This window comes from Marinobacter sp. (assembly GCF_048259445.1).
GTDB lineage: Bacteria > Pseudomonadota > Gammaproteobacteria > Pseudomonadales > Oleiphilaceae > Marinobacter.
Genome location: NZ_JBLXHQ010000041.1, coordinates 1 through 18,489, shown reverse-complemented (window position 1 = coordinate 18,489; position 18,489 = coordinate 1). Strand labels below are relative to the sequence as shown.

Genomic DNA, 18,489 nt, shown 5'->3' with positions numbered 1-18,489 from the left:
TGGAGTTTCACCCAGTTTTTCAGCACACCGTGGTAATGACCAAGATGAAGCTTGCCGGTCGGACGCATACCGGACAAAACCCGTTGCTGGGAATCTACAGAACTCAAAGCACAAACTCCTTCTTTTGAATGGGATTCGCCACATAGTAGATCAGACGATCGGGCATTATAAATAAAAAACCCCCGCTCTGCAGAACAGAAACGGGGGTTTTGGTGAAAGAAACCAGCTTTACCAGCCAGTCACTTCCTTCAGAGCCTTGCCAATCTCGGCCAGACTACGCACAGTTTTAACACCAGCGTCGTTCAGAGCCGCAAATTTTTCGTCTGCCGTGCCTTTACCACCAGAGATGATGGCGCCAGCGTGGCCCATACGCTTGCCTGGAGGTGCTGTAACACCGGCAATGTAGGAAACCACGGGCTTGGTGACGTGCTCCTTGATGAAGGCAGCCGCTTCTTCTTCAGCGGTACCGCCGATCTCACCAATCATCACGATAGCTTCTGTCTGCGGATCGTCTTGCAGCAGCTTGAGGATATCGATGAAGTTGGAACCCGGGATAGGGTCACCACCAATGCCCACACAGGTAGACTGGCCGTAGCCGAAGTCTGTGGTCTGCTTGACCGCTTCGTAAGTCAGAGTACCGGAACGGGATACGATACCGACCTTGCCTGGCTTGTGAATATGGCCAGGCATGATGCCGATCTTGCACTCACCCGGTGTGATAACGCCCGGGCAGTTAGGCCCGATCATGCGAACGCCTTTACGATCAACGTATTCTTTAGCGTACAGCATATCAATGGTCGGGATGCCTTCGGTGATGCACACAATCAGCTCGATGCCTGCATCGGCCGCTTCAATGATGGCATCTTTACAGAACGGAGCCGGAACGTAGATAACAGTTGCCTGAGCACCGGTCTTTTCTACAGCTTCACGCACGGTGTTGAACACCGGCAGACCCAGATGTTCGGTACCGCCTTTACCCGGGCTAACGCCACCAACCATCTTGGTGCCATATTCGATAGCCTGCTCAGAGTGGAATGTACCCTGTGCGCCGGTAAAGCCCTGGCAAATTACCTTGGTGTCTTTATTAATCAGGATGCTCATTATTTACCCCCTGCGGCTTTAACGACTTGCTCTGCAGCATCGGCCAGGCTGCTGGCGGCGATGATGTTCAGGCCACTTTCAGCCAGTACCTTGGAACCCAGTTCAGCGTTGTTACCTTCAAGGCGAACAACCACGGGCACTTTAACGCCGACTTCTTTAACGGCACCAATGATGCCCTCGGCAATCATATCGCAGCGAACAATACCGCCGAAGATGTTAACCAGAACGGCTTGCACTGCATCGTCAGACAGGATGATTTTGAACGCTTCGGATACGCGCTCTTTGGTAGCACCGCCGCCAACGTCCAGGAAGTTAGCCGGGCGACCGCCAGACAGTTTGATAATGTCCATGGTACCCATGGCCAGACCAGCGCCGTTAACCATGCAACCGATGTTGCCTTCAAGAGCAACGTAGTTCAGTTCCCAGGCTGCAGCTTCTGCTTCACGAGCGTCTTCCTGTGAAGGATCACGCATTTCCTGAAGCTTCTTCTGGCGGTAAAGAGCGTTACCGTCGACACCAATCTTGGCATCCAGGCAGTGCAGATCACCAGCCGGAGTGATAACCAGCGGGTTGATTTCCATCAGCGCCAGGTCATAGTCTTCGAACAGTTTCGCCAGACCCATGAAGATCTTGGTGAACTGGCCAATCTGCTTGCCTTCCAACCCAAGCTTGAACGCCAGCTCACGGCCTTGGTATGGCTGAGCACCTACCAGCGGATCGATCTCGGCTTTCAGGATTTTTTCCGGTGTCTCTTCCGCAACCGTTTCAATTTCAACGCCGCCTTCGGTGGACGCCATGAATACGATACGGCGAGTGCCACGGTCGACAACCGCGCCCAGATACAGCTCCTGATCAATATCAGTCAGGGATTCAACCAGAATTTTGCTGACTGGCTGGCCGTTCTCGTCAGTCTGGAAAGTTACCAGCTGCTTGCCCAACCACTGTTCTGCGAACGCGCGGATGTCGTCGGTGTTCTTGACCAGTTTTACACCGCCGGCTTTACCGCGGCCACCAGCGTGAACCTGGGCCTTTACAACCCAGCTGTTGCCGCCAATTTTTTCTGCAGCTGCTACTGCTTCATCCGGGGTATCGCAGGCAATGCCCTGCGATACTGGCAAGCCATATTCAGCGAAAAGCTGTTTGCCCTGATATTCGTGCAAATTCATAGTTAGTGTCCCGCTCTTTGATGGAGGATAACCACGTACGGAAAGTGAACCCGCGACTCCCCTGCAGGGAAGCCTTTACTGCGAATTCCGCTCGGCGAGCAGGGTTTAAACTCAGCTCGCCATGATCGCAACAGGAAATCAGCTGTTTTTATGGTAAAGGGGCGCCATCACGGGCGCCCCTGCTTCCTGGTTTGCGTTACTTCTTTTTACGACGGTTCGCAATATGAATCGCGCCACCGTTAACTGCCAGCGCTGCCTCGTGCACAGACTCAGATAGAGTCGGGTGTGCAAAACAGGTCAGAGCCAGATCTTCTGCACTGGAGCCAAATTCCATGGCAATAACCCCCTGAGCAACGATTTCAGATGCCTGCGGGCCCACAACGTGGAAGCCTAAAATCCGGTCAGTCTTTTCGTCTGCAATGATTTTCACCATGCCAGAGGCGGAATTTGCCGCCATCGCGCGACCGTTAGCCGCAAACGGGAAAGTGCCGACCTTATAGGCTTCACCTTCACTCTTGAGCTGCTCTTCCGTTTTACCTACCCAGGCCACTTCAGGCGATGTGTAAACCACGTTTGGAATGCAGTCGTAGTTCACCTGAGGCTTATGGCCGGCGATGCGTTCTGCCACCATAACGCCTTCTTCCGAGGCTTTGTGCGCCAACATTGGGCCACGAACAACGTCGCCCACGGCCCAGACACCCGGAGCTTCGGTTTTGCATTTTTCATCAACAAAGATAAAACCACGCTCATCCATGCTGACGCCAGAATCTGCAGACAGCAGATTGTCTGTGTACGGCCGGCGGCCAACAGCAACAATCAACTTGTCGACTTTCAGCTCCTGCTTGCCCTTGCTGTCTTCGTAGCTCACATTGACCAGCTTACGCTTGACCTCGGCGCCGGTTACACGGCCGCCCATTACAATATTGAGGCCCTGCTTGGTAAACTGCTTGAGCGCATCCTTGGCAATCTGCTGGTCTACGGCAGGCAGGAAGGTGTCCTGTGCTTCAAGCACAGTCACTTCTGACCCAAGACGAGCCCAGACACTACCAAGCTCAAGACCAATCACGCCGGCACCAATGATACCAAGGCGCTTAGGAACCTCATCGAACTCCAGCGCGCCTTCCGAGTCTACGATATAGCCTTCCGTCATCGGAGCAGGCGGAATCTCGATAGGTTTGGAACCGGTAGCAATAATAACGTTTTCAGCTTCGTAGGTTTTGGTCTTTCCGTCTTTATCTGTAACTTCAACCTGACGATTGGCCAACAGCTTGCCGTGGCCATGAATAGAGGTTACGCCGTTAGCTTTAAACAACCCTGCGATACCGCCGGTCAGTTGTTTAACGATTCCGCTTTTACGCTCCATCATCTTGGCGATGTCGATTTTGACATCCTTGGCGATGATGCCCTGCATCTCATAGTCGTGGCTTGCTTCCTCAAACTTATGGGAAATCTCAAGCAATGCTTTGGAAGGAATACAACCCACGTTAAGGCAGGTACCACCAAGCACCTGATTTTTGCCATCTTCGGAAGTCCACGATTCGACACACGCGGTTTTCAGGCCAAGTTGCGCAGCTTTTATGGCAGCAACATAGCCACCCGGGCCTGCGCCAATGACGATTACGTCGTACTTATCAGACATAGTTGATCCTGTTTTCTGATTCGTTAAATGTCGGTTCAGACGTCCAGCAGAATACGCGCCGGATCTTCGAGCATTTCCTTGATGGCCACAAGGAACTGCACAGCCTCCTTGCCATCAACCATACGGTGATCATAGGACAGCGCAAGGTACATCATCGGACGAATTTCAACCTTGCCATTGACCGCCATTGGGCGCTCCTGGATTTTATGCATTCCCAGGATAGCCGTTTGCGGCGGGTTCAGGATCGGCGTAGAAAGAAGCGATCCGAAAATGCCACCATTGGTAATTGTAAAAGTACCACCAGTCATATCTTCAATTGCAAGCTTGCCACCTTTTGCTTTGGTGCCGTACTCCACAATTTTCTTCTCGATATCTGCCAGACCCATTGCGTCTGCGTCACGAAGTACCGGTACAACCAGGCCACGATCTGTAGAGACCGCTACACCGATATCCTGGTAACCATGATAGACCATGTCATTGCCATCGATAGACGCATTAACAGCGGGGAAACGCTTAAGCGCTTCGGTCGCGGCTTTGGCAAAGAAAGACATAAAGCCCAGCTTGATATCGTGACGCTTCACGAAGCTGTCCTGGTATTGCTTTCGCAATTCCATGATGGGGCCCATGTCGACCTCGTTGAAGGTCGTCAGCATGGCTGCTGTCTGCTGAGCATTTACCAGGCGCTTGGCAATACTGGCACGAAGACGCGTCATGGGAACGCGTTTTTCCAGACGCTCACCCGCAGAAACATTGACTTCAGGCGCAGCAGCCTTCGAGGAACCACCTAAAGACTTAGCATTATCTACATGATTCTGAACATCTTCTTTGGTTACGCGACCGTCTTTCCCGGTACCTTTTACGGAACCCGGGTCGACACTGTTCTCGTCGGCCAGCTTGCGTGCTGCCGGACTAAGAATAGCATCGTCAGAACTCTGGCTTTGCTCAGCTTTGGCTTCGCCCTCGTCGGAGTCGGCCTTGCTTTCTTTACTGTCTTTGCTGTCGGCGGAGCCGGAATCGCCCACGGCGCCTTCCTTGAATTTGCCGATAACTTCACCACTTTCCACGATGTCGCCTTCGCCTTTGAGGACCTCTTCGATTACGCCGTCGGCCGGCGCAACTACCTCAAGGACGACCTTGTCGGTTTCGATATCGACAATCAGATCATCGCGTGAACAGGCTTCGCCCGGCTGTTTATGCCAGGTCGCGACGGTACCCTCTGCGACCGACTCCGGGAAAACAGGTGCTTTTATCTCAGTAGACATTACAGTTCCTTAGCTCGGTAGCTCGTCAGATTTCGAACGCGTCGTTAACAAGATTTTTCTGCTCTTCAATATGAACAGACATGTGACCTGCTGCTGGCGCAGCAGAGGCCTCACGGCCGGCGTACTGAAGATGAAGCTTGGGATTCAGTCGCTGCAGCGCGTTGCGCATGTGGTGCTGACTGCTGTACCAGGCGCCCTGGTTCATCGGCTCTTCCTGACACCAAACCACGTGCTTCAGCTTTGAGTAACTGGCCAGAGCCTCATCCAGATCTTCACTGGGGAACGGATACAGTTGCTCAATGCGCACAATGGCAACGTCGTCACGTTCGTCAGCTTTCTTTTTCTCCAGAAGATCGTAATAGACCTTGCCGCTGCAAAGAATAACCCGGGTGACTTTTTTCGGTTCCGGCAGCTCTTTCTCAGGAAGAACAGTCTGGAAAGTGCCTGATGTCAGGTCATCCAGATCTGAGGTTGCTTCTTTGTGGCGCAACAAGCTCTTGGGTGTAATAGCAACCAGCGGCTTACGCAGAGGGCGCTTCACCTGGCGACGCAACATGTGGAACACCTGAGAGGGCGTTGTTGGCACACACACCTGAATATTGTGCTGTGCAGACAGTTGCAAGAAGCGCTCAAGCCGCGCAGAACTGTGTTCTGGCCCCTGCCCCTCATAACCATGCGGCAACAGCAGGGTCAACCCACACAGACGCCCCCACTTGTGCTCACCACTCGTGAGGAACTGGTCGATAACCACCTGGGCGCCGTTAGCAAAATCTCCAAACTGCGCTTCCCAGACCACCAGCGTATCCGGCGTAGTGGTGGCGTAGCCGTATTCGAACGCCATCACCGCTTCTTCAGAAAGCAGCGAGTCGTATATTTCAAACTTCGGCTGCTTGTCAGACAACTGCGCAAGAGCGATATGCCTGGAACCGTCTTTCTGGTTATGCAAAACAGCATGGCGGTGAGAGAAGGTACCGCGGCCTACATCCTGTCCGGTCAACCTGATAGGGTGCCCTTCATTCAAAAGCGTTGCATAAGCCATGATCTCGCCATAGCCCCAGTTGATGGGCAATGCACCCGCAGTCATTTTTTCCCGGTCGGTAACGATTTTGGAAACCTGACGCTGAACGCTGAACCCTTCGGGAACATGGGTCAGCTTCTTACCAAGCTTCTGGATCGTTTTCAGTGCCACACTGGACTTACATTTGGCCGTCCATTCGTGACCCAGATAGGGCGCCCAGTCAACATAGAGATCTTTATTCGGCTCTTTGACCAAAGACTTGACCACGTGCTCGCCATTATCCAGGGCGTCACGATAATCATTCTCCATCTGCTTGGCTTCGTCTTCACTCACAACGCCAGCAGCGACCAGCTTTTCAGCATATAGCGTGCGGGTCGTCTTGAGCTTGCGGATTTTATCGTACATCATCGGCTGGGTTGCCGCAGGCTCATCAGCCTCGTTATGGCCCCGACGACGATAACAAACCAGATCGATAACCACGTCACCCTTGAACTCGTTGCGATAGTCCATCGCCATCTGAGTAACAAAAACAACCGCTTCGGGGTCGTCCGCGTTTACGTGAAGTATCGGCGCATGAACCATCTTGGCCACGTCGGTACAGTACTCGGTGGAGCGGGCATCTTCCTGTTTGCTGGTTGTGAAGCCGACCTGGTTATTGATAACGATATGGATGGTTCCACCCACGCCAAAACCGCGGGTCTGAGACATCTGGAAGGTTTCCATTACCACGCCCTGCCCCGCGAACGCAGCGTCGCCGTGCATGATAACCGGAACAACCTGATTTCCCTGAGTATCGGAGCGCCGGGTCTGCCGGGCACGCACAGAGCCTTCAACTACCGGAGATACGATTTCCAGGTGCGACGGGTTAAACGCCATTGCAAGGTGCACTTCACCGCCGTCTGTCATCACGTTGGATGAGAAGCCCTGGTGATATTTGACGTCACCAGAACCGGAATCGGCCAGCCTCTTGCCTTCAAATTCGTCAAAAAGCTCCTTCGGATTCTTGCCGAGCGTATTAACCAGGATATTAAGGCGGCCACGGTGAGCCATACCCAGAACGATTTCCTTGGCGCCATAAGACCCGGCACGCTGGATCAGTTCGTCCATGCAGGGAATAAGGCTTTCGCCGCCTTCAAGCCCGAAACGCTTTACGCCGGGATAACGGGAGCCGAGGTATTTTTCCAGGCCTTCGGCTGCCGTGAGGCGTTCAAGAATGTGTTTGCGGGTTTTGGTTTCATAACCCGGCTCGGAGCGGACAGGCTCCATACGCTGCTGAAACCAGCGCTTGATGCGGGTATCAACTATGTGCATGTACTCGGCGCCGATGCTGCCGCAGTACGTCTGTCGCAGCCCGTCGACTATGTCTCCGAGCTTCATGGTTTCAGAGCCAAAGCTCAGGGAGCCGGTCTGAAATGTCAGATCCCTGTCGGACTCGGATAAATCATGAAAAGACGGATCGAGATCTTCTACCTCTGGGCGCTGCCAGACCCCAAGAGGGTCCAGCTTCGCTTCCTGGTGACCTCGGAAGCGGTACGCGTTAATAAGCTGGAGAACACGGGTCTGCTTTTTATCAGCATCCGACGTCGCACTGACAGGCACGCCGTTATTCGCGAGAAAACGCTGATTGCGGGATATGTGTTCAAACTGTTCGCGGATCGCAGAATGAATGACATCACGGCCTTGATAGCCGTCAACGCTCGGAAGCTTGTCAAAATAGCTTCGCCATTCTTCGGAAACGGCATTAGGGTCTGTCAGGTAGGTTTCAAAAAGCTGTTCAACATAGGCCAGATTTCCACCTTGTAAGTGGGACGTCTGCCATAACTGCTCCATGATGCTTTCTTGCATTTTGAATAGCTCACCTTGGGCTGGTGCGGGGGAGCCCGGTATGGTCGGCCAGGGGTAATTATCAGTCAATACGGGTTTTTACGGGATCGACTGTAGCAAACCACACCCAACACGGATGCTTTTCCGTTCCCCAATGATTTTTTTATACTCAGCTAAGCCGCAAGAAAACTGGATGAGTTCCCGCCACGGCCTGCGTAGTTTGCACCCGGGTAAGACCTTTGACTATAAGCCTTTGGTTGAAGGCCCCGCATAAATGCGAGGCCTTCCGGGTTCCAACCTGATCAGATCAGTATAGCGCCTGTCTGCAATTTTGCCGCTTAAGTAGCACGGTGCAGAAGAAGATTCCTGATGTGGCCGATAGCCCTTGTAGGGTTAAGGCCCTTCGGACAAACGCTAACACAGTTCATGATGCCCCTGCAGCGGAACACGCTGAACGGGTCATCCAGATCGGCGAGGCGCTCGGCCTGTGCAGTATCACGGCTGTCCGCCAGAAAGCGGTATGCCTGCAACAGACCCGCAGGGCCAATAAACTTGTCCGGGTTCCACCAGAACGACGGGCAGGACGTCGAACAGCACGCGCACAGAATACACTCGTACAGGCCGTCCAGCTTTTCGCGATCCTCGGGTGACTGCAAGCGCTCGATACCGGGCGCCGGCGTATCGTTTACAAGATACGGCATCACTTTTTCGTACTGCTTGTAGAACAGACTCATGTCTACAACCAGATCACGAATAACCGGCAGCCCAGGAAGCGGGCGAAGTACCAGCTTGCCATTCTTGAGGACCTGCGACACTGGCGTAATACAGGCCAGGCCATTCTTGCCGTTCATATTCATGCCATCAGAGCCACACACACCCTCACGACATGAGCGGCGATAGGCCATTGACGAGTCCTTCTCCTTGATCAGGTTAAGAACATCGAGAACCATCAGGTCCTTACCAGCCGGAAGCTCAACATCGACGTCCTGCATATAAGGGGCGTTGTCAGTTTCCGGGTTATAACGATAAAGGCTTACCAACATAATGTACGTCCCCCTTAATAAGTCCGAACTTTCGGCTGGAAGGTGTCGACAGTTTTCGGCGCAAAATTAACATCACGCTTGCCGATACGCTTGTCCAGCGGGAAGTAGAGAGAATGCTTCAACCAGTTCTCGTCGTCACGCTCGGTAAAGTCGTTACGGGCATGAGCGCCGCGACTCTCTTTGCGTTCGTTTGCAGAAATCGCAGTTGCCTGGGCCACTTCAAAAAGGTTATCGAGTTCAAGAGCCTCGATTCGTGCAGTGTTGAAGGCATTGCTGGTGTCAGTAAGCCTGGTATTACGAACCCGCTCACCGATTGCCTCGAGCTTCTTCAACCCTTCTTCCATGCTCTTGCCGTCACGGAATACGCCGAAGTAAAGCTGCATGCAATTCTGAAGATCCTTACGAACTTCAGCAACACTCTCGCCTTCTGAAGCAGTATTCAGGCGCTCAAGGCGTGCCATTGCTCGCTTGATGTCTTCGTCAGTGGCACCATCAGTCTCGAACCCACCGCGCAGCTGCTCCTCGATGTGCAGGCCTGCCGCGCGACCGAATACAACCAGGTCCAGCAACGAATTACCGCCCAGGCGATTCGCACCATGAACAGAAACGCAAGCCGCCTCACCACAGGCAAACAGACCCGGGATTGGCTGATCCTTACCGTTTTCGTCCTGAGTCAGCGCCTGGCCGCCTACGTTAGTAGGAACACCACCCATCATATAGTGACAGGTAGGCACAACAGGGACCGGCTCTTTTACAGGATCCACGTGAGCGAATGTGCGAGACAACTCACAGATACCCGGCAACCGAAGATTCAGGGTTTCTTCACCGAGGTGGTCCAGCTTCAACAAAACGTGATCTTTTTCAGGGCCACAACCGCGACCTTCAAGAATCTCGATAACCATGGAGCGAGCAACAACATCACGGCCTGCCAGATCTTTCGCATTCGGAGCATAACGCTCCATGAAGCGCTCGCCTTCGGAGTTGATCAGATAACCGCCCTCACCCCGGCAACCTTCCGTTACCAGCGTACCGGCACCGTAGATGCCCGTTGGGTGAAACTGCCACATCTCCATATCCTGCATCGGGAAACCCGCACGCAGTGCCATGCCAATACCATCGCCGGTATTGATCAGGGCGTTGGTGGTAGAAGCATAAATTCGACCCGCGCCGCCCGTTGCCAGAACGGTAGCTTTGGACTTGATGTAAGCCACTTCACCGGTTTCGATCTCAATCGCAACAACACCAACAACTTCATTCTTGCTGTTTTTAACCAGATCAACGGCATACCACTCGTTCAGGAAGGTGGTACCACCCTTCAGGTTTGCCTGGTAGAGCGTGTGCAGCAGTGCGTGACCGGTACGGTCAGCCGCAGCACAAGTACGAGCCGCCTGGGTGGGATCGTCCGGACCCTTGGACTGACCACCGAACGGGCGCTGGTAAATACGGCCCTGCTCAGTACGTGAAAACGGCAGACCCATATGTTCAAGCTCAAAAACAGCTTGAGGACCGACCGAACACATATATTCAACGGCATCCTGATCGGCAATGTAGTCAGACCCTTTTACGGTGTCATACATGTGCCAGCGCCAGTCGTCATTGGGATCAGCGCTTGCGATTGCACAAGTAATACCACCCTGGGCAGACACTGTGTGCGAACGCGTTGGAAATACTTTGGTGATACACGCAGTTTTAACACCCGACTCGGTTAACTGCAGGGCCGCCCGCATACCGGCGCCGCCGCCACCGATAACAATCGCGTCGTATGACATGGTCTTGATATTAGCCATCTATTAAAGCCCCCAAATAATCTGAATGCCCCAGACCACATACACGAAAATCACGAGAATGCATGCCGCCTGAAAGAAAAAACGCTGCATCGCGGATTTGATGTAGTCGGTAGATACTGTCCAGAGCCCGACCCACGCGTGTGCTCCGATCGAAAGCACCGCCAACAGCGTGAATATTTTGAACCAAGCCTGATCAAACAACGCCGACCAAGACTGATAATCAACATCTGTTGTCACGAAAAAGCCGAGCAAAAACAGCGTATAAAAAGCTAATACGTAGGCAGAAACTCGCTGGATTATCCAGTCCTGGATTCCGTTACGGCCAATGTTGGTCACACTATTCATGCCCATACCCAGACTCCTGCCAGAACAATGAGGATGACGGAAACTGCAATTGTGATCTTCGCGGCTGTACGCCCGCTTTCCAGCTCTTCACCAATACCCATATCCATGAGCAGATGCTTGATACCCGCGACAAGATGATAAAGCAGAGCAGACAGGATGCCCCAGATAATCAGCTTGGCCAGGAAGCTGTTCAGCAACTCACTAACCTGACTGAAGCCTTCTTCCCCGGAGAGGGAAAGCTGAAGTCCGTAAAGCATGAACGCGACACCAACAAAAATGATGATGCCGCTTACGCGGTGCAATATGGACGTAATGGCTGGCAGCGGAAAATGAAACTTGCCGAGATCGAGATTTACTGGTCGTTTGCTATTCACAGCGCTCTCACACTCTCTTTTAGTACCGCGAAGCCGGCGAACCGGTGGCGGATGGTTGGTATGTAAGGATCGAATGTACGATACGGGACCGACAGTCGATTGGTTCAGGAGGGTGGACACCAATCAGGTAGCTTGCTACGAACAAGCGCCCATGAAGAAGATGAATCCCCGATTCTGGGCTAGGGATTATAAGGAGGCGCCCGTATAATTACAAACGCGCAACCCATGCTAAAGCAACAGAGAAACACCCACGGCACAAGCTATAAGGCGTATTGACAAATCCTTTTTTCGGTCCGAAGCCACAATATTCGTGATATCCCTGATTTACAACAAGGACAGCATCGAAAGGTTTCCCCACTCTTTCATTGACAAAAAAAGCCTACGCCCTATATTTTGCCGCCAGTTTTGCGATAATACGCGCCTTCTCGCGCAACTATAAAGGCAGCCTTCGCTGCAAAAGCTGATAAACAGGAGAGCACTATGACCGACAGGAAAGCCACGCTCTCGGTGGGGGACAAGTCCATTGAGCTACCGGTTTACTCCGGCACAGTTGGCCCTGACGTCATCGACGTACGAGGCCTAGTCCAGCAAGGCGTTTTCACTTACGACCCGGGGTTTGTTTCAACAGCCGCCTGCGAGTCGGCCATCACTTATATTGATGGTGAAAATGGCGTTCTCCTGCACCGGGGTTATCCGATCGAGCAGCTCGCAGATCATTCAGACTACCTGGAAGTCTGCTATCTGCTACTGAAAGGCGAACTGCCGACTGCCGCAGAAAACAAACAGTTTCATCAAACCATTCAAAAGCACACCATGCTGCACGATCAGATGCGCAACTTTTTTAACGGCTTCCGCCGGGACGCGCATCCGATGGCCATTATGTGCGGGGTGGTTGGCGCCCTGTCTGCTTTCTACCACGACCAGATGGATGTCACCGATCCCAAACAACGTGAAATCACAGCTCACCGTTTGATCGCGAAAATGCCAACGATTTCAGCCTGGTGCTACAAGTATTCCAAAGGCGAGCCGTTCATGTATCCGCGTAACGACCTGTCGTATGCAGAAAACTTTCTGCAGATGATGTTCGGCACGCCCTGTGAAGACTACAAGCCGAATCCGATTCTGGCCAAAGCCATGGACAAGATTTTCATTCTGCATGCCGACCATGAACAGAATGCATCAACGTCAACTGTGCGGCTGGCTGGCTCTTCGGGTGCCAATCCGTATGCCTGCATAGCCTCTGGCATTGCAGCACTCTGGGGCCCCGCTCACGGCGGTGCTAACGAAGCCGTTCTGGACATGCTTGCTGAAATCGGCGACGAATCAAACATTGATACTTTCATCGCCAAAGCCAAGGACAAAGACGATCCGTTCCGCCTGATGGGCTTTGGTCACCGGGTCTACAAGAATTTCGATCCGCGAGCCAAAGTCATGGCTGAAACTGCTCATGAAGTTCTGAGCGAGCTTGGACTGGAGAACGACCCACTCTTGAAAATCGCGCAGCGGCTTGAGCAGATTGCCCTTGAGGACGAGTACTTCGTCAAGCGCAAGCTCTACCCGAACGTGGATTTCTACTCCGGGATCATCCTGAAGGCAATCGGAATTCCAACGTCCATGTTTACGGTTATTTTTGCCATGTCCCGGACTATTGGCTGGTTCTCTCACTGGAACGAAATGGTCAGCGGCGACTACCGTATTGGCCGTCCGCGCCAGCTTTATATCGGTTCTCCGGCAAGGGATTATCCGCAAGAGTAAATCCTGATTACTCCGAAAACCGAAAGGCCGCTGATTCAGCGGCCTTTTTTTGTCCGTGAGAAAGACAGCTTTTGCTCCGGCAACTGTTGAACTCTGTGCTAACTTAAGCCCCACAACTTAAAAAGGAGACAGGAATGACTACCGTAACCTTCATAGGGCTTGGCGTTATGGGGTACCCCATGGCCGGCCACCTCGCGAACGCCGGCCTCACCGTACGCGTATGGAACCGCTCAGCACAAAAATCCCGTCAGTGGGCAAAGGAATATGCGGGAACCGCCTGCCAGACAATCGCAGAAGCCGTAAACGGCGCTGATTTTGTTTTGACCTGCGTTGGCGCGGACAAAGATCTGATTGCGGTTTATGAGGGTGAAGACGGCATTCTGGCACACGCACGCTCCGGAGCCATCCTGGTGGATCACACAACCGCATCAGCCGGTGTTGCTGAAAGGCTCGCCGAGTCCTCCCGCAAAGTGGGCATGGGCTTTATTGACGCACCGGTTTCAGGTGGCCAGCAAGGGGCACAGAATGGTCAGCTTACCATCATGTGCGGCGGCACTGAATCAGATTACGCCAAAGCCCAACCTCTGCTCCAGCATTATGCCAAAGCCCTGAATCTGATGGGCCCTGCTGGCAGTGGCCAGAAAACCAAAATGGTGAACCAGATTGCTATTGCCGGTCTGGTTCAGGGGCTGTCTGAAGCGCTGCACTTCGCCGAGCAGGCCAACCTCGACGTCAGAAAGGTTGTAGATGTAATCTCCAAGGGCGCCGCTCAGTCCTGGCAGATGGAAAACCGCTCCGGAACCATGATTGACGGTGAATTTGATCATGGGTTTGCCGTCGACTGGATGCGCAAGGATCTGGGCATATGTCTGGACGAGGCGCGTAAGAACAACGCCTCACTGCCGGTCACCGCGCTGGTCGACCAATTCTATGGTGATGTTCAGGAAATGGGCGGAAAACGGTGGGATACGTCTTCGCTGATTCAGCGGTTGCGAAAATTCAGATAAGCCAGAATAAATATTCCAGATAAAAAAGAGGTCAGAACAAACATTCTGACCTCTTTTCGTATCCCGACTATGCAGCCATGACTATTTCTCGCGCGGCTGCCATTTGCCGTTCACATACCATGCGGACCAGCCCGTAGCCTTGCCGTCCTTTTCCGACATTACATACTGTTCTTTGGTCTTGCGGCTGTATCGAATGACCGCAGGGTTGCCCTCGGGATCACGTTCCGGGGCCTCCATCAGGTAATCGTGCTTCGGATCGATTTCCTTACGGTGCGGCTTGATCTCCATAACCAGTGGCGGGCGGGTTTCGCGGTTTTTCGGGAACTTACTGGCCGCCAAAAACATTCCGGATGCGCCATCACGCAATACATAGGTGTCATCCACTTTCTGGCATTGCAGTTCAGGCATCGGCACCGGATCCATCTTGGGTGGCGCAGGCTCCCCGCTCTTCAAGAGCTTACGGGTGTTTTTACAGGTGTCACTCATACACCCGAAATACTTGCCGAACCGGCCTGTTTTCAGCTGCATTTCGGAGCCGCATTTATCGCACTCCAGAGTCGGCCCATCATAGCCCTTTATACGGAAAGTACCCTCTTCAACCTCATAACCTGAGCAGTCAGGGTTGTTGCCGCAAACGTGCAACTTATGGGCTTCATCCACCAGATAACTATCCATGGCCGTAGAGCAGATCGGGCACCGCCGCTTCTTGCGCAGCAGCCGGGTCTCACCCTCGCCTTCCACATCATCATCGGCACTGACGACCTCATCGCCCGACACCAGGTTAATGGTGGTTTTGCAACGCTCTTTCGGCGGTAACGAATAGCCGGAACAGCCGAGGAATACACCGGTACTGGCCACCCGAATCTGCATATTTCGACCACAAGAGGGGCAAGGAATACTGGTTTCCGTCGGATCGTTCGGGCGCATACCACCCTCGCCGTCTGCACCCTCGGCAGACTCCAGCTGCGAACGGAATCTGGCATAAAAATCGTTTAAAACTTTTTTCCAGTCCACATCACCTTCGGCAATATGATCCAGATCACCTTCCATCTTCGCGGTAAAATCGAAGTCCATCAGATTCGAAAACGATTCACACAAACGGTCAGTGACAATTTCACCCATTTTCTCAGCGTAGAAGCGCCTGTTTTGAAGTCGCACATAACCCCGATCCTGAATTGTCGAGATAATTGATGCGTACGTAGAGGGGCGACCAATACCCTGCTTTTCAAGTTCCTTGACCAGGCTTGCTTCTGTGTAACGAGGCGCCGGCTTGGTAAAGTGCTGTGTTGGCTCCAGCTTCTCGAGACTCAGAACCTCCCCTACCTTGATGTCCGGCAAAGCAACGTCTTCTTCCTTTTTGGCCGACTGGGGTGCGACCTTGAGAAAGCCGTCAAACTTGCTGATACGCCCACGCGTGCGCAGTTCATAAGCGCCATTGGCCACAGCGATCGACGTACTGAGGAATTCAGCCTCTGCCATCTGGCACGCAACAAACTGACGCCAGATCAGCTCATAGAGCTTCTCAGCGTCTTTTTCCAGGCCACTGATAGCAACTGCCTGGCGCGTGACTTCTGTCGGACGAATGGCTTCGTGAGCTTCCTGAGCGCCTTCTTTACTGCCGTAGAGCTTAGGCTTTTCTGGAAGATAACGGTCACCAAACTGATCCTTTATATACTCGCGACAGCTATTGACGGCATCCTGGCTCAGATTCGTCGAATCGGTACGCATGTAGGTAATGTAGCCCGCTTCATAAAGGCGCTGGGCCAGCATCATGGTTTTCTTGACACTGAAACCCATTTTATTACTCGCCGCCTGCTGCAGGGTCGACGTAATAAACGGTGCGCCAGGGCGGGACTTGGTCGGCTTGTCTTCCCGCTTCGATACCTCAAAGCTACCTGACTCCAGCCGTTTTACATGCTCATTGCTCTGCTGCTCATTAACCGGACGATAAGGCTTGTCGTTGTAGCGCGTAACCTCAAAGCGAACAGATTGAGCACTGGCCCTGGCTTCCAGCCCGGCAAACAACTGCCAGTATTCTTCCGGCACGAATATACGGATATCTCGCTCACGCTCCGCAATCAGGCGCACAGCGACTGACTGGACACGACCCGCCGACAGTCCGCGGGCAAGCTTGGCCCATAACAGCGGCGAGACCATGTAACCTACAACCCGATCAAGGAAGCGCCGGGCTTGCTGGGCATTTACACGGTCGGTATCAAGTTGCCCGGGGTCTTTGAACGCTTCCTGAATGGCGCGCTTGGTTATTTCGTTAAACACCACACGGCGATACTTTTCAGGCTCGCCGCCAATGGTCTGCTGGAGATGCCACGCAATGGCCTCCCCCTCGCGGTCAAGATCCGTCGCGAGGTAGATATGATCAGCATTCTTGGCGAGTCGTTTGAGCTCACTGACAACCTTTTCCTTGCCAGGGAGAACTTCGTAACGAGCACTCCAGTCATTGTCCGGGTCAACCCCCATACGGGCAACCAACTGCTCCCGGGCCTTGCGTTTTTTATGTGCAATCTTGTCTTCGGGGCTGAGTTTGCGAGTGACCGCCGCCTGTCTGGCGCGTTCCTTCGGGTCAGACTGGGATCCGCTGCCACTTACGGGAAGATCACGAATGTGCCCAACGCTCGACTTGACAATAAAGTCAGGGCCCAGGTACTTGTTGATGGTCTTCGCTTTCGCTGGTGACTCGACAATTACGAGACTTTTACCCATATCGGAGATCTATATCCTTGGCGATAAATCGGTCAGTAAACGAGCAGACCGTAAACTCGCTGTAAAATCAATCGGCTGGAAAAACTATAGGCGCCGCCATTATGTATAGGCTCACTGTTTTACAGTGTCAGGATTAGCAAGACAACCCATTCTTTGCTTCCATTATGCTTTTTCCAGTTTTCAGGGGGCGCTCTGAGGCTACCCTGAAAGCAGGAAGGCCCGGCGCGAGCCGGGCCTTCCATGAAAGCGTTGCCGTATCCGTTTACCGGATCACAGACGCTCCCATACCGTTGCAATGCCCTGACCAAGGCCGATACACATGGTGGAAACACCAAGCTTACCGCCTTTGTCCTGCATTACGTTCAGCAGAGTTGTGGAGATGCGGGCACCGGAACAGCCCAGCGGATGGCCAAGAGCAATCGCGCCGCCGTTAAGGTTAACCTTCTCTTCCATTACACCCAGCAGTTTCAGGTCTTTCAGTACTGGCAAAGACTGACCGGCAAACGCTTCGTTCAGTTCCCAGAAGTCGATATCTTCAACTTTCAGGCCTGCACGCTTCAGCGCTTTTTTTGTTGCTGGTACAGGGCCGTAACCCATAATCGCGGGATCACAGCCAGCTACCGCCATGCTGCGGATCTTCGCGATCGGCTTCAGGCCCAGCGCTTCGGCTCGTTCCGCAGACATCAGTACCATCGCTGCGGCACCATCAGTCAGCTGAGAAGAAGTGCCGGCAGTGACGGTTCCGTTCTTCGGATCAAAAGCCGGCTTGAGCTGGCCCAAAGATTCCACCGTAGTTTGCGGACGGATGGTCTCATCGTGCTCGATCAGCACTTTGAAGCCATTCTCATCGTGCCCCTCGATCGGAACGATCTCATTCTTGAAGCGGCCTTCCAGCGTTGCTTCATGAGCAAGACGGTGTGAACGTGCGCCGAACTCGTCCTGCTGCGCACGGGTAATTCCGTGCATTTTTGCCAGCATTTCCGCGGTCAGGCCCATCATATTGGACGCTTTGGCAGAATACTTGGAAGCAGCCGGGTTGTGGTCAAAGCCTTCAGTCATGGGAACGTGCCCCATGTGCTCTACACCACCAACCATGAATACGTCACCGTTGCCGGTCATGATGGCTTGGGCCGCGGTATGGATCGCACTCATCGCAGAACCACACAGACGGTTAACAGTCTGGGCTGCAGACTCATGAGGGATACGGGTCAGCAAGGAAATCTGCCGAGCCACATTAAAGCCCTGCTCTTTGGTCTGGTTTACACAGCCCCAGATTACATCTTCAATTTCTTTCGGGTCGAGCTTGGGATTGCGCTCAAACAACGCATCAATCAGCGTTGCCGACAGGGTCTCCGCACGCACGTTGCGGAAACAGCCATTTTTGGCACGACCCATCGGAGTCCGCACGCAATCGATGACGACAACGTCTCTCGGATTAAGGCTCATA

14 protein-coding genes are annotated in these 18,489 nt (G+C 53.2%); 2 read left to right on the top strand and 12 right to left on the bottom strand.

All coding sequences use genetic code 11. From position 1 onward, the window contains the following. From ACN0RL_RS18935 to sdhC, 10 genes are all read right to left on the bottom strand, one after another. A partial coding sequence (locus ACN0RL_RS18935) for a hypothetical protein (protein ID WP_417519676.1) occupies positions 1 to 107 on the bottom strand: 107 nt, incomplete at its 3' end. A gap of 121 nt (positions 108 to 228) precedes the next feature. Continuing rightward, positions 229 to 1,101, bottom strand: a complete 873-nt coding sequence (gene sucD / locus ACN0RL_RS18930; RefSeq protein WP_417519672.1) for a succinate--CoA ligase subunit alpha — start codon at positions 1,099 to 1,101, stop codon at positions 229 to 231. Next, the gene (gene sucC / locus ACN0RL_RS18925) at positions 1,101 to 2,267 is read right to left on the bottom strand and encodes an ADP-forming succinate--CoA ligase subunit beta (RefSeq protein ID WP_417519670.1); all 1,167 of its coding nucleotides are present in this window, start codon (positions 2,265 to 2,267) and stop codon (positions 1,101 to 1,103) included. The genes sucD and sucC overlap by 1 nt, the downstream gene beginning before the upstream one ends. Positions 2,268 to 2,463: 196 nt before the next feature. Then, on the bottom strand, positions 2,464 to 3,906 hold the full coding sequence (gene lpdA, locus ACN0RL_RS18920; protein ID WP_417519668.1) for a dihydrolipoyl dehydrogenase: 1,443 nt from the start codon (positions 3,904 to 3,906) through the stop codon (positions 2,464 to 2,466). A gap of 35 nt (positions 3,907 to 3,941) precedes the next feature. Continuing rightward, positions 3,942 to 5,168 carry a 2-oxoglutarate dehydrogenase complex dihydrolipoyllysine-residue succinyltransferase gene (gene odhB, locus ACN0RL_RS18915; RefSeq protein ID WP_417519666.1) on the bottom strand — a complete coding sequence of 409 codons (1,227 nt, stop codon included), beginning with the start codon at positions 5,166 to 5,168 and terminating at the stop codon, positions 3,942 to 3,944. A gap of 25 nt (positions 5,169 to 5,193) precedes the next feature. Next, positions 5,194 to 8,031: a 2-oxoglutarate dehydrogenase E1 component gene (locus ACN0RL_RS18910; RefSeq protein WP_417519664.1), complete on the bottom strand. Its 2,838-nt coding sequence runs from the start codon at positions 8,029 to 8,031 to the stop codon at positions 5,194 to 5,196. A gap of 317 nt (positions 8,032 to 8,348) precedes the next feature. Then, positions 8,349 to 9,053: a succinate dehydrogenase iron-sulfur subunit gene (locus tag ACN0RL_RS18905; RefSeq protein ID WP_417519662.1), complete on the bottom strand. Its 705-nt coding sequence runs from the start codon at positions 9,051 to 9,053 to the stop codon at positions 8,349 to 8,351. A gap of 14 nt (positions 9,054 to 9,067) precedes the next feature. Further along, a complete protein-coding gene (sdhA, locus tag ACN0RL_RS18900; protein ID WP_417519660.1) occupies positions 9,068 to 10,840 on the bottom strand; it encodes a succinate dehydrogenase flavoprotein subunit in 1,773 nt (590 codons plus the stop codon). A gap of 3 nt (positions 10,841 to 10,843) precedes the next feature. Beyond that, positions 10,844 to 11,185, bottom strand: coding sequence for a succinate dehydrogenase, hydrophobic membrane anchor protein (gene sdhD, locus ACN0RL_RS18895; RefSeq protein WP_417519674.1), 342 nt, complete (start codon positions 11,183 to 11,185; stop codon positions 10,844 to 10,846). Next, on the bottom strand, positions 11,182 to 11,559 hold the full coding sequence (gene sdhC / locus ACN0RL_RS18890) for a succinate dehydrogenase, cytochrome b556 subunit (RefSeq protein WP_417519658.1): 378 nt from the start codon (positions 11,557 to 11,559) through the stop codon (positions 11,182 to 11,184). Before sdhC ends, sdhD begins: the two co-directional genes overlap by 4 nt. Before the next feature lie 480 nt (positions 11,560 to 12,039). Here sdhC and gltA point away from each other — a divergent pair, with 480 nt between their 5' ends. Then, positions 12,040 to 13,314, top strand: coding sequence for a citrate synthase (gltA, locus tag ACN0RL_RS18885; RefSeq protein ID WP_417519656.1), 1,275 nt, complete (start codon positions 12,040 to 12,042; stop codon positions 13,312 to 13,314). A 134-nt stretch (positions 13,315 to 13,448) separates the two neighbouring features. Next, positions 13,449 to 14,321, top strand: coding sequence for an NAD(P)-dependent oxidoreductase (locus ACN0RL_RS18880; protein WP_417519654.1), 873 nt, complete (start codon positions 13,449 to 13,451; stop codon positions 14,319 to 14,321). Positions 14,322 to 14,402: 81 nt separating this feature from the next. Here ACN0RL_RS18880 and topA read toward each other — a convergent pair whose 3' ends face one another. Continuing rightward, positions 14,403 to 17,042 carry a type I DNA topoisomerase gene (topA, locus tag ACN0RL_RS18875; RefSeq protein WP_417519652.1) on the bottom strand — a complete coding sequence of 880 codons (2,640 nt, stop codon included), beginning with the start codon at positions 17,040 to 17,042 and terminating at the stop codon, positions 14,403 to 14,405. A 270-nt stretch (positions 17,043 to 17,312) separates the two neighbouring features. Further along, positions 17,313 to 18,488 carry an acetyl-CoA C-acyltransferase FadA gene (gene fadA / locus ACN0RL_RS18870; RefSeq protein WP_417519650.1) on the bottom strand — a complete coding sequence of 392 codons (1,176 nt, stop codon included), beginning with the start codon at positions 18,486 to 18,488 and terminating at the stop codon, positions 17,313 to 17,315. Position 18,489 lies beyond the last annotated feature (1 nt).

Excerpts from the sequence above, each read along its gene's own strand:
- sucD (WP_417519672.1), bottom strand. The coding sequence starts at position 1,101 with ATGAGCATCCTGATTAATAAAGACACCAAGGTAATTTGCCAGGGCTTT.
- sucC (WP_417519670.1), bottom strand. The coding sequence starts at position 2,267 with ATGAATTTGCACGAATATCAGGGCAAACAGCTTTTCGCTGAATATGGC.
- lpdA (WP_417519668.1), bottom strand. The coding sequence starts at position 3,906 with ATGTCTGATAAGTACGACGTAATCGTCATTGGCGCAGGCCCGGGTGGC.
- odhB (WP_417519666.1), bottom strand. The coding sequence starts at position 5,168 with ATGTCTACTGAGATAAAAGCACCTGTTTTCCCGGAGTCGGTCGCAGAG.
- ACN0RL_RS18910 (WP_417519664.1), bottom strand. The coding sequence starts at position 8,031 with ATGCAAGAAAGCATCATGGAGCAGTTATGGCAGACGTCCCACTTACAA.
- ACN0RL_RS18905 (WP_417519662.1), bottom strand. The coding sequence starts at position 9,053 with ATGTTGGTAAGCCTTTATCGTTATAACCCGGAAACTGACAACGCCCCT.
- sdhA (WP_417519660.1), bottom strand. The coding sequence starts at position 10,840 with ATGGCTAATATCAAGACCATGTCATACGACGCGATTGTTATCGGTGGC.
- sdhD (WP_417519674.1), bottom strand. The coding sequence starts at position 11,185 with ATGAATAGTGTGACCAACATTGGCCGTAACGGAATCCAGGACTGGATA.
- gltA (WP_417519656.1), top strand. The coding sequence starts at position 12,040 with ATGACCGACAGGAAAGCCACGCTCTCGGTGGGGGACAAGTCCATTGAG.
- ACN0RL_RS18880 (WP_417519654.1), top strand. The coding sequence starts at position 13,449 with ATGACTACCGTAACCTTCATAGGGCTTGGCGTTATGGGGTACCCCATG.
- topA (WP_417519652.1), bottom strand. The coding sequence starts at position 17,042 with ATGGGTAAAAGTCTCGTAATTGTCGAGTCACCAGCGAAAGCGAAGACC.
- fadA (WP_417519650.1), bottom strand. The coding sequence starts at position 18,488 with ATGAGCCTTAATCCGAGAGACGTTGTCGTCATCGATTGCGTGCGGACT.